The sequence below is a fragment of the Spirosoma arboris genome, from assembly GCF_009754945.1.
In the GTDB taxonomy this organism is placed as follows: domain Bacteria; phylum Bacteroidota; class Bacteroidia; order Cytophagales; family Spirosomataceae; genus Spirosoma; species Spirosoma arboris.
Genome location: NZ_WPIN01000025.1, coordinates 1 through 14,509, shown reverse-complemented (window position 1 = coordinate 14,509; position 14,509 = coordinate 1). Strand labels below are relative to the sequence as shown.

At 50.3% G+C, this 14,509-nt stretch carries 11 protein-coding genes; 4 read left to right on the top strand and 7 right to left on the bottom strand.

The annotated features are described in order from the left end of the window. The first annotated feature begins 185 nt into the window (after positions 1-185). Positions 186-2,558 (top strand): ABC transporter permease, encoded by a 2,373-nt coding sequence (locus GO755_RS36770; protein ID WP_157590433.1) that lies wholly within the window; start codon positions 186-188, stop codon positions 2,556-2,558. Positions 2,559-2,662: 104 nt separating this feature from the next. Here the strand turns inward: GO755_RS36770 and GO755_RS36765 are convergent, their stop codons facing one another. The 4 genes from GO755_RS36765 to GO755_RS36750 form a co-directional block, all read right to left on the bottom strand. Beyond that, positions 2,663-4,417 carry a type IV secretory system conjugative DNA transfer family protein gene (locus tag GO755_RS36765; protein WP_198175040.1) on the bottom strand — a complete coding sequence of 585 codons (1,755 nt, stop codon included), beginning with the start codon at positions 4,415-4,417 and terminating at the stop codon, positions 2,663-2,665. 23 nt (positions 4,418-4,440) lie between these two features. Then, on the bottom strand, positions 4,441-5,274 hold the full coding sequence (locus tag GO755_RS36760) for a DUF5712 family protein (protein ID WP_157590431.1): 834 nt from the start codon (positions 5,272-5,274) through the stop codon (positions 4,441-4,443). 2 nt (positions 5,275-5,276) lie between these two features. After that, complete coding sequence (locus tag GO755_RS36755) at positions 5,277-5,636, bottom strand: BfmA/BtgA family mobilization protein (protein ID WP_157590430.1); 360 nt, start codon at positions 5,634-5,636, stop codon at positions 5,277-5,279. 237 nt (positions 5,637-5,873) lie between these two features. Beyond that, entirely contained in the window at positions 5,874-6,260 is a 387-nt protein-coding gene (locus GO755_RS36750; RefSeq protein ID WP_157590429.1) for a hypothetical protein, read from the bottom strand. Positions 6,261-6,533: 273 nt separating this feature from the next. On the opposite strand from GO755_RS36750, the gene GO755_RS36745 reads away from it, so the two are divergent. Beyond that, positions 6,534-11,240 carry a PAS domain S-box protein gene (locus GO755_RS36745; RefSeq protein ID WP_157590428.1) on the top strand — a complete coding sequence of 1,569 codons (4,707 nt, stop codon included), beginning with the start codon at positions 6,534-6,536 and terminating at the stop codon, positions 11,238-11,240. Positions 11,241-11,843: 603 nt separating this feature from the next. Here the strand turns inward: GO755_RS36745 and GO755_RS36740 are convergent. Then, the gene (locus GO755_RS36740) at positions 11,844-12,257 is read right to left on the bottom strand and encodes a response regulator (protein WP_157590427.1); all 414 of its coding nucleotides are present in this window, start codon (positions 12,255-12,257) and stop codon (positions 11,844-11,846) included. Positions 12,258-12,474: 217 nt separating this feature from the next. On the opposite strand from GO755_RS36740, the gene GO755_RS36735 reads away from it, so the two are divergent. Beyond that, on the top strand, positions 12,475-12,879 hold the full coding sequence (locus GO755_RS36735) for a response regulator (RefSeq protein WP_157590426.1): 405 nt from the start codon (positions 12,475-12,477) through the stop codon (positions 12,877-12,879). 46 nt (positions 12,880-12,925) lie between these two features. On the opposite strand, the gene GO755_RS36730 is transcribed toward GO755_RS36735, so the two are convergent. Further along, complete coding sequence (locus tag GO755_RS36730) at positions 12,926-13,312, bottom strand: hypothetical protein (protein ID WP_157590425.1); 387 nt, start codon at positions 13,310-13,312, stop codon at positions 12,926-12,928. Between the two features lie 275 nt (positions 13,313-13,587). Between GO755_RS36730 and GO755_RS36725 the strand changes: the two genes are divergently transcribed. Continuing rightward, positions 13,588-14,142 (top strand): RNA polymerase sigma factor, encoded by a 555-nt coding sequence (locus GO755_RS36725; RefSeq protein WP_157590424.1) that lies wholly within the window; start codon positions 13,588-13,590, stop codon positions 14,140-14,142. 70 nt (positions 14,143-14,212) lie between these two features. Here GO755_RS36725 and GO755_RS36720 read toward each other — a convergent pair. Then, on the bottom strand, positions 14,213-14,509 hold a 297-nt coding region (locus tag GO755_RS36720; protein WP_227687237.1), incomplete at its 5' end, for a hypothetical protein.

Sequence of the window (14,509 nt, the reverse complement as noted above, 5' to 3'; positions counted from 1 at the left end):
TTCCCTACTACTAAACCTACATGGTGACTGTTCAGAAATGGACACAAGGTCGTCCGTTTCTGGACATAAGAACTTGGCTAATTTGCTAAAAAGGAGCTATGTAGACCGTAGAGGCTGTAGAAAGCAGCTTGGTCTGTTGTTTGCAACGCTCCCCGTATCTTCCAACAGAAGAACAACCGACTGACATGATACGAAACTATATTAAAATCGCTTGGCGTACCATTACGCACAATAAAGCATTTTCTTCCATCAATATTCTGGGCTTAGCTCTAGGCATGGGCTGCGCGCTACTGATCGGGTTATGGGTCCAAGATGAATATAGCGTCGATTCATTTCATGTCAATCGAGACCGCTTGTATAGTGTCTATGAACGGGTTTTTTCGGAAGGTAAAGTGCAGGCGGGTCATTGGACGCCTGGCTTATTGGCCGATGAGTTGAAACGAAACGTGCCCGAAGTCAACTATGCCGCTAGCTTTGGATGGCGGGTCAAGGAAACGTTTAAAGTTGGCGAAAAGATCGTCAGTATGGAGGGGGCCAGTGCCGGGGTTGATTTTTTTAAGATGTTCAGCTATCCCCTCTTAGAAGGCAATCCCCAAACGGCTCTCACGGATCCGACGAAAATGGCGATATCCCGAAAAATGGCGATTATTTTCTTTGGCAGTCCTCACCGGGCGCTTGGCAAGACTTTACGCTATAATAACCGAAAAGATGTGATGGTCAGTGCGGTTTTTGAAGACCTACCGGCCAATACATCGGAGAAGTTTGATTATTTGACCAACTGGCAGGCGCGCGTGGACGAAGTGGGCTGGTTGAAAGAATGGATTTATCGAAGTCCTAACACCTATATTCAACTGCAAACCCAGGCCGATCCAATAAAAGTAGAAGCTAAGCTAAAAAACTTCTTACAGGCTTACCTGCATGGACGGGAAGGCGACGGATTTCAGGTGGAGTTGGGCATGCAACGCTTCGATGAGATGTATCTGCACGCGACCTTCAAAGAGGGCGTACCCGACGGGGGACGTATCGACTATGTACGCTTGTTTAGCCTGGTTGGTCTGTTTATATTGTTGATTGCCTGCATCAACTTTATGAACCTGGCTACCGCTCGCTCGGGCGGCCGAGCCAAGGAGGTCGGCATCCGGAAAACGATTGGAGCCCTGCGCTTCTGGCTAGGTATTCAATTTATGGGGGAAGCGTTACTCTTAACTTTTTTAGCCATTCTCGTCGCGGTTCTGTTAGTTGCTTTACTACTGCCTAGCTTCGACAGCCTGACGGGAAAGCAGATTAGCCTGCCCTTTAGCCACCCTTTGTTTTGGATAAGCCTCCTGGGACTAGGCCTCCTGACAGGCGCTCTATCCGGCAGCTACCCCGCTTTGTTTTTATCCTCATTGCATCCGATCAACGTATTAAAGAGTGCCTTGCGTTTTAGTCCACAGGCTCAGTTGTTTCGTCGGGGGCTGGTCGTTTTCCAATTTGTGCTATCGATGTTAATGATCATCGGTACCATTGTGGTCTCCCAACAAGTGCATTATTTGCAAACTAAGAACTTGGGCTATGAACGAGAGAACTTAATCTACACTCCATTTGTGGGCGATCTAGCGGCCAAATATCTTGTCTTCAAGGAACAGCTTGTTAATATGCCGGGTATACAGGCGGTGACTTGTACGTCTGCTCCTCCTTCACAAATCAGTACGCTAGCTTATGACCTGGACTGGGCAGGAAAAAATCCCAATACGAAAACGGTGGTTGTCCATAATACCGTTGGAGACGACTTTTTTCAAATGCTGAAGCTGAAACTAGTACAGGGGCGTGGCTTCTCGCCATCTTTTTCAACCGATTCGACAGCCTACGTCATTAATGAATCAGCCCTGAAATTGACTGGGTATACAGATCCTATTGGCAAGCCCCTAGGTCTTTTCCAACGACGAGGGACGATCATTGGCGTGGTCCGTGATTTTCACTTAGCGTCATTACATGATCCGATCCAACCTTTAGTCCTAATGTACAATCGCCATTTAGATTGGGGCGATGTATTGATCAAAACCAAGCCTGGTCAAACGAGGCAGGCTCTGGCCAGCTTAGAGCGTGTTTACAAGCAGCTAGAACCCCAGTTTCCATTTACGTATCAGTTCGTCGATGAAGAATATCAAAAACTCTACCAGAGCGAACAGATCGTTAGGCAGCTAACCAACTTATTTGCGTTGTTGACCATTTTCATTGCCTGTCTGGGCCTACTGGGTCTTGCTTCCTTCACGGCCCAACAACGCACCAAGGAAATCGGGGTTCGTAAAGTACTGGGAGCCTCCGTTGCCAGTGTGGTGGCGTTATTGGCCGGTGATTTTCTCAAACTAGTCGTAGTAGCTATTATCCTGGCGATTCCGCTAGCCTGGTACGCGATGAGTCAGTGGTTACAGGGTTTTGCCTACCGGATCGAGATCAGTGGTTGGGTCTTCGTGCTAGCGGGATTGTTAGCCATTGGGGTCGCCTTATTGACGATTGGTTTTCAAAGTATCAAAGCGGCCTTATTAGATCCCGTCAAGTCACTACGAAGCGAATAGCTCAATAGGCGGAGCGAATCAGGCCGGTCATGATGACCGGCCTGATTCGCTCCGCCTATTGAGTCTGCTCCCCGCTAAGGGGTCGCCGAAGGCAGTAGACTCGCCTAAAAGTCGTCAGCTAAATCTGGTTCTGGTCGGTTCGGTTTAGGCGTGGAGGGTGGCGCTGGCGTTGGTTTAGGCACTGGTGCCGGGGGCAGGGGTTCGAGTGGTTTAGGCGGCAACCCTTGCATGAGCGTCGTAATTTCCCGCTCAATCCGGCTAAAATTAGTTTCCAGCATGGCTTCCGTTACTTCCTGAAACGGTTTCCACCGGGGGGAGGCTGGCCGATCAACGGGCCGGATCTGCGCTTTGAAGGTGCTGTAATCGCTCTGAAACAGCTTCCCATAAAATTCGCCTTGTTTCAGGTTCGATACATCCTGCACTTGGATGCGTTGCCGCTGGGTCAAACTGAACGACTGACCGACGTTGCTGTTCTGCCGATGTCCGTTACTGGACTCGCCCTGACTCGTTGAGGTGGTTTGCACTTCCTCTTTGCCCCATAGCTCCGAAACGTACTTCGCGGATTCCAGATTAGCTTGCATCCCAAAGAACTGGTTGGAGAGTGTACCCAAGATAGCGTTTTTCATGGTCCGTCCGTAGCGATCTTCCATCTGAGCGAAATCCTGGATACCAATAATGACCTCTACGCCGTTGCTGCGACACGTGGCCGGGTAGGTCTCAAAGCGAGGAATATAGATCGTCGGAAACTCATCGACCATAAAGATACTCTCGGCCTTGCCCGACTGATTCATCTCTTTCAAGGCGACTGTGGCCAGCAGCGCTAATACCGGTCCGTACACTTCATCCAGCTTAGCCGTATTGCCCAACACCAGTACTTTAGGATCCTTGGGATTATTCAAGTCCAATTGAAAGTCATTGCCCGACAGCACCCAAAACAGCTTAGCCGAAATCAGCGTTTGTAAACCTTGTTGCAAGGTGCCTTCAATGGCCGCGAGCTGGTTGCTGGATTTCAGTGCCGTGCGAATGGGCTTCACGGCTGTCCGTATTACACTGTCCCGACTCCGCTCCAACAGCTCAACAACTTTCTCCGTCTCTTGGAAAGCCAGTAAAATGGCATGAGGCAAGGTGCATAATCCAGGCTGCTCGGTGCGCAGATACCACAAGATCAGACTTAAGTAGCCAATGGCCGAATTGGTAAAAAAAGCGTGGCTATCGCCCCCATTCCCCGCCAGGTTTTTCACGATGATGGTGGCGAACTGTTTGGCGTAGGCCATTTCGGTCATCACTTGAGGATGGATCGGGTTGACCCGGTGGGAATAGCGCAAATCATCAAAATTGATGTAATAGTCCTTAGTACTTTCGGGCACGGTAGCCGCTACCAACGGAGCCAGGGAGGGAAACTTGTAATCATAGACCAGACCGGCTTTACCTTGCTGCATGGCCTGCATCAGAATAGGCTCTAATAGACTAAAACTTTTACCACTGCCGGGCGAACCGGCGATCAGCGTATGGTGCGTAGGCTTGGTAATTTTGATGGTGCGAATGTCGCTCTCCTGGGTGGCCAAGTTATAGACCCCGGTTTTCACGCGTAAGCCGGTGCGGGTCGTCACGCTGGCTTTACTTAGACTGGGCTTTTTCATGCCCGGAGCCGCTAGCTGAACAAAGAAATAAAGTCCGAATCCCCAGCCTGCCCATTTCTCAATCTTTTGCACCGTAGGCCACCGACCCATGCCGATGGTGTGAAACATGGCCTCCAATACCATCTGAATTAAAAAGCCGCCTAAGGCCGCAATCAGGGTGAACACAACCAGTTTGCCAATCACTTTCCAAAATTCTCGCCCCTCATATGGCTGTTGCATATTCATCTTTAGTTAGGTGTTGTTTAAAAGCCCGCTGACAGTTCAGCGGAACGGTCAACTGACCGTTGTAATGTAGGTTCTTGGGTTAATTCTAGTCCTCTCGACTGGCTCAGCGACTGCTCGTACTGGTGATGGCTGCCGTTCTTCAGGGCATTGCAATAGTCATACCCTTCAGATAGGCCTCGACTGTAGCTAAACTGTTCGTCAAAACTGCGTTCGTTAGCCCGAAAGAAGGCATCTCGATCAAAGCCCGATTTCACCGCTCCCCCATTTATGCCCCGTTGGTTGGTCATCGGGGATAGACTCATCGTGCGGTCATTGTTAGTCAACTGACGTTCGGCTTGTAATACATGGCCGTTCTCACGAGCCGCACAACGAGAAACGATGATATGAATGTGGCGCTGATCGCCCATCTTCAACTCGTTGGCCTGGGCCAGTCCGGCCTTTACCTCGGGGCTGTCAAAACCGTGTTTGCGCTCATGTTCGATCTTGGCGTACCAGACTAAATTTTGACTTTCAATCCCCTTTCCAAAATTGGCCGCGTAGTTCTCCATGACTTGCCGCGTGTAGTCTTTCAGCAGTTGCGAGTCATCGCCGATGTGCGCTAATTCAGCCTGAGAGGGACTAATTACCAGCGAGTAAAACCGGTCGTCTTTGCGTTCAAGTCCCTGACCTTTTCCGTTGTTATCAATCTGCTGAACGACTTCCCACTTATTGCAGCGGTCGCGATCAACAGAGAAAAAATAGCTTCGCTCTAATTCAATTTTTTTGTCATTTTCTTTTTCTAAATAGGTCGCTAATTTTAGACAACTTCCTTTATTATTCCCTTTCACAGGGCTGGTAAATTTCGTTTGCATAATTAGCCATCAATTCGAAGGTGAGCAATAATTTTTTTGACATTATTATTGACAATTCTAAGCTCGTGTTTTCGCGTCGCGCCTTCGGAAGAAGCTAAATCAAACAGCGCTTCTTTCATCGGATGCAGCGTCTTTTTCTCTTGCTCTTTAATAAACGAAACGAGCCGTTTATCCAACGCTTTTATAGCGTCCGTCGGATTGTCGGCTTTCGGGTCGCGGGGATCGGCTTTACTGACCTTGAAGTAATTAACCATTGCTTCTAACAGACCTTTATTCGTTAGTCCGTAACTGTTGGCTAAACGCTCAAATTCGGTAAACGTGGCCTCACTCGCCGTAATATGATGTACCTTCCTTTTTTCCATATAGTTAACAATTTTGTGATACTTGACAAATTGATAATCAAATACTTATGAAGTATAGTTAATAAAAAGTTAACTTTCTACTTTCAATGTTTATACACAAGTATTTGATAATCAGAGCAAACCCCGAAGGGGCAAGGGGTGAACGGTGGCGTAGCCCCGTTCCCTCTTGCTAAAAATCTTTGATTTTTACTTTTCCGCCGATGCCCACAGGGCGAAGGCGAGAAAATACCCGTTAGGCTAGTTGTCATGATGAGTTGGGTAATGGATCAGATTCATGATCATGCGATTGATCAGCTTGTGTTTGCTGGTGTTGTAGTGGCGTAGATATTCACTCCGTTGCAGTTGATCACTCTTCATAAATCGGCGAATTAAAAAAGCGGCTAAAATTAAATCACCCAGGTAATAAAAAAGACCGTGATAATCACTAATAAAAAGTAGCGTCATACCAGTCATTAATAAGGCTGAATACTCGAAAAATTTGTTAATGAGTCGGGCTGCTGACGTGGCCATATACTCGATGTACTGCATACGGAATATCTGAGACATACCAAAGATCACGTAGGTAAATACCGCCCCCAATGTGTACAGAATTCCGTCCGTAATTAGATAGTAATTAGGTGTCATGTTAGATAAAGTTTTTAGGCCGGAAGATAAATAGAAAAAGGGAAGGATTAGTGATAAAATGGAAAAATAATCATTGTTATTTTTTGCTGCGTTTGTATAATCGGCTAGTGGCTTGATTGTCAACTTAGCAAGAGTGTATTAAATTGGGTAGGCTAGAAAGAATTAACCTGAGAAGAATGAAAACGGCAACCATCGGTTTCTCATAAACCTGCGGTCAATCAAACACCTTTACTATGGTTAGTAGTTTACAATGGACTCTCTTCCTGATTTAGCATGAGCAAACAGCACCAACCCGATGAGCCAACCCCCAATCAACCGGCGGCTGACGACTTTCAACAAGTCTTGGAATCCTTCGTGACTGCCACCTCCGATGCGGTGTATCGGATGAGTGCCGACTGGCGGCAGATGCATCAATTGGTGGGTAAAGCATTTCTGTTGGATACGGGCACTACCAACTCTTCGTGGCTGGAACAGTACATTCCATCGCAAGATCAGCAGCTGGTACAGACCGTTATTGATGAGGCCATTGCGGCAAAGAAGCCCTTTGAGCTGGAGCATCGCGTCATCCGGGCCGACGGAACGGTTGGCTGGACCTTTTCGCGGGCCATTCCGCTGCTGAATAAGCAGGGGGAAATCACTGAATGGTTTGGCACGGCCAGTAATATCACCGACCGCAAACAAGTCGAAGAAGCCTTAGCTCAATCGGAAGAAAAATACCGTACACTGTTCGAGTCGATTGACGAGGGGGTCTCCACGATCGAGATGATTTTCGACGAGCAAGGTCGCGCGGTCGATTTTGTTTATCTCGAACACAATTCGGCTTTGACTCGTATGACCGGCATGACGGCGGAGTCGATCGGCAAGCGGGCGAGCGAAGTGCTGCCGAATATGGAGCCTTTCTGGCTGGACACCTACGGACGAATCACAAAAACCGGTCAACCGGTCCGCTTCGAGTATGAAAGCCAGGATCTGCGTAACAACTACTTTGACATCTTCGCTTCTCGGGTCGGCGGTGAGGGCAGCCATCAAGTCGTCGTCGTTTACACCAATATCACCCAGCGTAAACGAAAGGCTACCAATCTGACCTTCCTAGACGAAGTGGGCCAGGACCTCGCCCGGCTGACGGACATCGACCAGACGATGAACGCGTTGGGCGAAAAAATCGCGGCCTATCTGGGTTTATCGGCCTGCGCCTTCGCCGAACTTCAGGACCAGACCCAAATTGGGGTGACCAACCACGGCTGGCATCGCAGCGACATGCCCAGCCTGCTGAACACCTATCGCATGAACGAGTTCGTAGCCCCCGAAGTACTGCGACTTTGCCAAGCTGGAGAGGCCGTTGTCATTCGCGATGTGTACAAAGATCCCCGAACCGATGGGGAGCGGTATGCTGCCTTGAACATCGGTTCCTTCGTCAGCATACCGCTGGTGCAGGATGGCGAGTGGCGCTTCCTGCTCGTCGTTTATCGGAGCGAGGCTCACGACTGGAGCGAGGATGAAATCGACTTGCTGCGCGAATTGACCAGCCGCATCTGGACGCGGCTCGAACGAGCCCGTACCGAAGAAGCCTGGCGGGAGAGCCAGACTAGACTTTCGGCGGTGTTCACCGCCCTGCCGGTCGGTGTAGGCTTTACCGATAACCAGGGAACGCTGGTGCTGGCTAACCACCAGATGCAACGGTATCTGCCGACGGGCCTCCTGCCCTCGCGCGATAAGGACCGGTCGATGCGCTGGCGCGGCTATGATTCAGATGGGAGTCTAATCAAGCAAACCGACTTTCCCGGAGCGCGGGCGTTACGGGGTGAGCAGGTCGTGCCCGGCATTGATATGCGCTACACGCAGGATGACGGCACCGACATCTGGACGTATGTGACGGCCGTTCCTCTCTTCAACGACGAGGGACAAATCACCGGACAGGTATCGGTCGTTACTGATATTGACGCCCTCAAACGGGCGCAAGACATCGTGCAGGCAAGCGAAGGCCGCTTGCAGCGGATGGTAAACGTTCCGGGTGTGGGCGTGCTCACCTTCTCTCGTGAAGGTAGGCTGCTCCATGCCAACGACGCCTTTTTAGCCATCGTCGGCTACAGCCTCGACGAGCTTACCAGGGGGTGGATTAGCTGGGAGGACTTCACGCCAGCGGAGTACCTGGAAGCCAGCTTCCAGGAGTTTGAGCGCGTGCTGACCACCGGACTGGCCGGACCCTACGAGAAAGAGTATTTCCGCAAAGACGGCAGCCGGGTGTGGCTGATGTTCGTTGGGGCTGATATGGGCGACGGCACGATTATCGAATACGCTATTGACATCACCGACCGCAAACGAGCCGAAGAGGCCTTACGAGACAGTGAAGACCGGTTGCAGTTAGCCCTAAAAGGGGCCGCTATCTTTACCTGGGAAGTGGACCCCACAACCAGTGCCACCCGCTATTCGGCTAATTTCAACGAGGTACTCGGCTTTGAGATGTCAACCATTTCAGACGAAAATTTTCTCCACATTTACCCCGATGATAAGGCCTTCGTTCTAGCCGCCGTTGGCAAAGCGTTAATCGGTGAAGCCCCTCTGGACGTGGAGCACCGCATCATCCATCCCCAAACCGGCGAGTTGATTTGGGTGCGCGCCCAGGGCCAATTAACCCGCCGCAGTGCGGAAGCATCTCCGGTATTGATTGGCGTTACCCAAAACATAACGACTCACAAAGAGGCTGAAGATGCGCTGCGGAAACTAGAGCAGCGCAATCGACTCGCCCTCGAAGCGGCCCAAATGGCCACTTGGGAGTGGGATCTACTCACCGATCAGGTATACTGGAATGAACAGCACTTTCACCTGCTGGGTATGGCTGTGCAGCCCAATCCCCTACCCGCCCAGGCCTTCATGGACCACGTGCATCCCGACGATGTCCAATCCATACAGGCTCACCTGGAAGGGGCCATTGCCCAGCGTAGCCTCTATGATGCCGAATTTCGCATCGTTCGGGAAGATGGGGTCGTGCGCTGGATGAGTGGGTATGGACGAGCGATTGCGGAGCAGGATAGCCAGCCTGTCCGAGTGAGCGGGGTCATGTTTGACATTACCGACCGGAAAGAAGCTCAGGAAGCCTTACGGGCCAACCAGGAACGCTTTCGAACCCTGGTCCAAAACCTGCCCGACTATGCCATTTTCCGCATCGATCCCCAGGGGATCATCACCGAATGGACCGAAGGGGCGCAGCGCGTGAAAGGCTACACCGCCCAGGAGGTGATTGGCCAGTCCATTGCCCTATTTTACACCCCCGAGGGGTTAGCCGCCGGTGAACTGACCACCGAAATGGGTCAGGCTGCCCAACAGGGCCGAGCCGAACGCGAAAGCGTCCGAATTCGCAAAGGCGGAGAGCGCTTCTGGGTCAACGAAATCATGACGGCCATTCACAACGGGGCGGGGCAGTTGATTGGTTTCACCAAGATCAGCCGCGACATCACCGAGCGAAAAGCGGCCGAGCGCGCCATTCGCGATTCGCAGCAACGCCTTCAGATCGTGCTCGACAGCATCGCCGACCACGCCATCATCACCACCGACTCACAGAGCCGCATTACGGGCTGGAATCCGGGTGCTCAGCAGCTATTCGGCTACGCGGCCGGGGAAGCCATCGGGCAGTCGTTCGCCATCCTCTTTACGCCTGAAGACCGGGCAGCGGGTGAGCCACAGGCCGAACTGGCCCTGGCCCGTCGGGAAAGCCGCGCTCCCGATGAGCGCTACCACGTCCGTAAAGACGGGTCCCGGCTGTACGTGTCGGGCGTCCTGTCGCCCCTCTACGAGGCCGACGGCGAGCTGCTGGGGTACGTCAAAGTGGCCCGCGATTTGACCCAGCGCCGACGCATGGAGCAGACCCTGCGCGAAGCCGACCGACGTAAAGATGAATTTCTGGCCATGCTGGCCCACGAACTACGTAATCCGCTGGCCCCCATCCGCAACGGCCTGCAAATCCTGAGCCTGACCAGCGGGACCAATCCCGACCTGGCCCCGCTGGTGGATTTGATGAGCCGACAGTTGACGCACTTAGTGCGGTTAGTGGATGATCTGCTGGACGTGAGCCGCATCAGCCAGGGCAAGATTGAACTGAAACGCGAACGGCTCGACCTGGGAACTCTGGTGAGCGGGGCCGTTGAAGCCGCTCGACCCCTGTACCAAGCGCGTGGGCAAACCCTGGACTTGGAGCTGCCCACGACGCCTCTTTTTGTAGATGGCGATGCCACCCGGTTAGCGCAGGTGGTAAACAACCTGCTCACCAACGGCAGCCGCTACACGGGCGAAGACGGTCGGGTGCGCATTACCCTGGAATCGATCCAGGACGAAGCATGGCTGCGGGTTGCCGACAACGGTATCGGCCTGGAAGCTAACCAACTGGAGGCCATTTTCGAGCTGTTTGTGCAGGTCGATAACTCGGTCGCTCGGTCGCAGGGTGGCCTGGGTCTGGGCCTAACGCTGGTCAAGCGGCTGGTGGAGTTGCACGGGGGCCACATCGAGGTTCGCTCGGCGGGATTGGGTCAGGGCAGCGAGTTTAGCGTATACCTGCCCCTGTTGATCGAATATAAACCACAAATAACAATGAACGAACCAACGCCCCATCCGGCTGGCCAAAAGCCCCTATTAGTCATTGATGATAACGCCGACGCGGCTCTAACGCTGGCGATGCTACTGAAGCTGAAAGGCTACCCGGTGCATACCCGAAACAGTGGCCGTGCGGGGCTGGAAGCGGCCCAGCAATTACAACCTGCCGTGATCCTGCTCGACCTGGGCATGCCCGATCTGGATGGTTACGAAACTTGCCGCCTGCTGCGCCAGCAGCCTTGGGGTAAGGCCATGCCGGTGATTGCTCTGACGGGCTACGGACAGGTTGAAGACGTACAGCGGACGACTGAAGCGGGCTTCACCGCACATCTGGTCAAACCGGTCGATCTAGCTGCCCTGACGCAATTATTGACTCAGTTGATGGCTGGATCATAAACGGCTCGGTATCGGTTCGTCACCTACTTACGGCCGCCTTCTGGTTTGCTTTACGATGTCTGTGTTTGGAATGACTCTCCCGAACAGAACATAGCTACAGTAGTAACGGACTTATACAGACCGCCAGCAGCATGCATTTTTATTGAGCTAATTGTCTTATAATTACTTACACTAACGTGAACTCGGGATTGCTTTAAGGGTAGCTGACACATTCAGGTTATATACGCCACGTAGAGCCTATAAAAATTTGTTAATCAATCAGTTACACAGATATAACTACCTATAATGGGAGCTACTTTGGCAAGTAGCGTATAGTACCCGGAATAAGTGTGAATTTGGAGTCGCTGACCACTGTATTTCGTGCTTGGATGGTCATAACGTCTTTTCAAGGCTTAAGAGCATCAAAAATGACTGCTTTTACACGTACCTAAACAGCAAAATTATTTGCTCTCTAAAACGAACGTTAAGAGTATAAGTTTTTTAACAAGTTGCTAACGTATAGGATGTTAACTGCCCTCGGTGGCGGATATAACCCAACTGTGTCAGCAACCTCGTCTTAGAGGGCCTCGACCAATACATTGATAACTACAATTGGAATCTGGATTATTGATGACCTTGCCAGACTAGTTGAGGAAGTTGAACCAGTTTCAACCAATGCTTACAGAAAGCCTCTACATCCTGTAAAGCATCTTGCTTTAGCATTAACGCATTAGCCCCGGCCCGATAGTAGCGCGTGATCTCACTTTCCGAAATTCCTCCCGTCCAGATCACAACGGGTATATGGCGCCAGGCTTCGGAGTTCATCAGCCAAACGACTAATTCATAGCCATCCATCAAGGGCATTTGCACATCCACCAGAATTAAGTGAGGATGTAAGCCATCGGTCAGTTTTTGCGTGGCTTCCTGACCATTTTGGGCGTAGAATAGGGTAACCTCTTGTTGACACTGCTTAATTAGACTGGACAACAAGATAAAATCATCATCGTCGTCATCGACTACTAAAATAGTGTAATTCATCCGCTTGGAGTAGATAAATTGGCAAATTATAGGGCTCGTTTTTGCGGTTTAATCGGCCAACCAGGGCGATTAAGAATGAATTAGTAACGATTTTTATCTAGATTGGTTTTAATAGAGTATAATGGCGTTAACCCATAAACCAACCAATCAGTAAGCCCTTGTTTCTTAATTCGCCAATCGGTAACATTGTCACAATATCTGATTAACGCTTCTTTCCATGCCATTCTTTGCAACACCGACCGTCTGGATCGTTGACGACGACGAAGACGATCAGCTATTTATCCGCTCCGCTTTTCAGGAGGAATCGCCCTCGATTCAGGTGCTTTGTCTGCGGGATGGGGAAGAATTACTTTCTATACTGGCCAAATGCGCTGAATTGCCATTGCTGATTTTGTTAGACATCAATATGCCTCGCAAGGATGGGTTTGAGACGCTGCAGGAATTGCGTAGCGTAGCTACTTATGCCCAACTGCCGGTTGTTATGCTAACAACCTCATCGGAACCCGAGGATATTCAGCGTTGTATCTCATTGGGAGCTAATCATTTCTTGACCAAGCCGCTCACGTATGAGCAATTGCGGGACATGGTACAAGCCTTACGCAAGAATTGGGAGTTAACCTAGTAGCTACCTACATGGCCTATACTTCTTTATCGTCCTCGCGGTTGGGTTATGAACTAGAGCGCTTTATCAAACCCAGTCGGGTAGACGCTTGGTAATTTAACTGATTTAATCGCCGGGTATGCCTGGCTAACTTGGCACAAACCCGCTCCTGGATAGCCTGTTGGCGAGTCTCTACCAGGTCGATATCCTGCGTCAAGTTTAATAGCTCGGATTGCATCGTACTAATTAGCTGCACCAATTGATTTTTCGGGCACTGACCGATATGGGTACTGGCTTCTGAGCATCCTCCTTGTTGCGTTGTCGCTTCCCTCAGGCAAGTGTGTAATTGGAGGTAATACGCATAGAGTCGATCAATCGCTTCAAGCCAATCCGCCAATATAGAATCAAATCCATTTGTTGAGGGTAGATGTTCATTTGGTACAGAGTGTTCCATATTGTCTGTTGATTAGCCTTTAGACCAATTATAGGCAAAAAATAAAATAAAATGACAATATAATACTATGTTAATATATATTCCTGATAGATCGATGAGGATGAAATGCTAAATCGGTTCAATCAATTAGAGTTACAAATTGATTTTGTTAAATCGTACAAGTTTATATAATTCCCAATTTGTGCTATTTCTAGTTAAATAGTATATCGTCTTCGAATCATTCAGGTTATCTTTGTTGCTTGCTCTGCAGTTTAAGCTTTGCTACATTCACTTCTATGAAACAAACGATTCGAACTGCGAGTCAACTGAAAGAGCAGCCTCAGACCGCCCCACCATCCGACACGTTTGATAGCTTGTACCAACGGTATGTCGAGAAGGTTTTTCAAAAATGTCTGGGGATGACTAAAGATACGAATACAGCTCAGGATTACACCCAGGACATCTTTATTAAAGTGTTTGAACACTTCGACTCGTTTCAACATCGTTCCTCCTTTGCCACGTGGCTTTATTCCATATCGCATAACCACTGTCTGGACCAAATTAGACTAGGTAAACGACTCACTACAGCCCCTTTAACCCATGAGGTAGCTAGTGACGTGGCTGACCAGACCGACTCGGTTGAAGTTCGTTTACAAATGCTTGACAATCTTCTGCAACGCTTACCAGCCCAGGAAGTCGCCTTTTTACGGCTCAAGCTTGAAGAAGGACTATCGATCAAAGAGATTGCTGCCCGCTACCAACTGAAAGAGAGCACCGTCAAGATGCGTCTCAAGCGCACTCGGGACAAATTACAAGCGCTGTACGCTGAGCAGTTAAGGACTGGCCGTTAGCCTTAGCTTAAAAAGCCCGTCAGGCGGTTCCTATAGTCTAGATTCTGGTTTTGATGGCTTACCTATCCCTTTACATCGTCTTGATGTAGCCAGCCCGCATTAAATCAGTAATGAAATGCGCTTCCGTATCGGTTCGTAAGGGCACGCCGGGCTGAGCAGTCTTGAGATGAGCCGCCAAACGAACCATAAAGGTGGATAAGGAAAGTGTTGGTGGCAACTGGCTCAGTAAATGAAGTTGTCGAACCAGATCGGCAGCTGAGCCAGCCTGCAGGTAGATTGACCCGTTTGGAAGAGAGGAGGCCATGGGCTGGTAGTTAACAACTAAGATACGACTACGGGGTAGCTGACACATTTTGGGTATATCCAC

Coding starts and splice junctions, on each gene's coding strand:
- GO755_RS36770 (WP_157590433.1), top strand. CDS start 186: ATGATACGAAACTATATTAAAATCGCTTGGCGTACCATTACGCACAAT.
- GO755_RS36765 (WP_198175040.1), bottom strand. CDS start 4,417: ATGCAACAGCCATATGAGGGGCGAGAATTTTGGAAAGTGATTGGCAAA.
- GO755_RS36760 (WP_157590431.1), bottom strand. CDS start 5,274: ATGCAAACGAAATTTACCAGCCCTGTGAAAGGGAATAATAAAGGAAGT.
- GO755_RS36755 (WP_157590430.1), bottom strand. CDS start 5,636: ATGGAAAAAAGGAAGGTACATCATATTACGGCGAGTGAGGCCACGTTT.
- GO755_RS36750 (WP_157590429.1), bottom strand. CDS start 6,260: ATGACACCTAATTACTATCTAATTACGGACGGAATTCTGTACACATTG.
- GO755_RS36745 (WP_157590428.1), top strand. CDS start 6,534: ATGAGCAAACAGCACCAACCCGATGAGCCAACCCCCAATCAACCGGCG.
- GO755_RS36740 (WP_157590427.1), bottom strand. CDS start 12,257: ATGAATTACACTATTTTAGTAGTCGATGACGACGATGATGATTTTATC.
- GO755_RS36735 (WP_157590426.1), top strand. CDS start 12,475: ATGCCATTCTTTGCAACACCGACCGTCTGGATCGTTGACGACGACGAA.
- GO755_RS36730 (WP_157590425.1), bottom strand. CDS start 13,312: ATGGAACACTCTGTACCAAATGAACATCTACCCTCAACAAATGGATTT.
- GO755_RS36725 (WP_157590424.1), top strand. CDS start 13,588: ATGAAACAAACGATTCGAACTGCGAGTCAACTGAAAGAGCAGCCTCAG.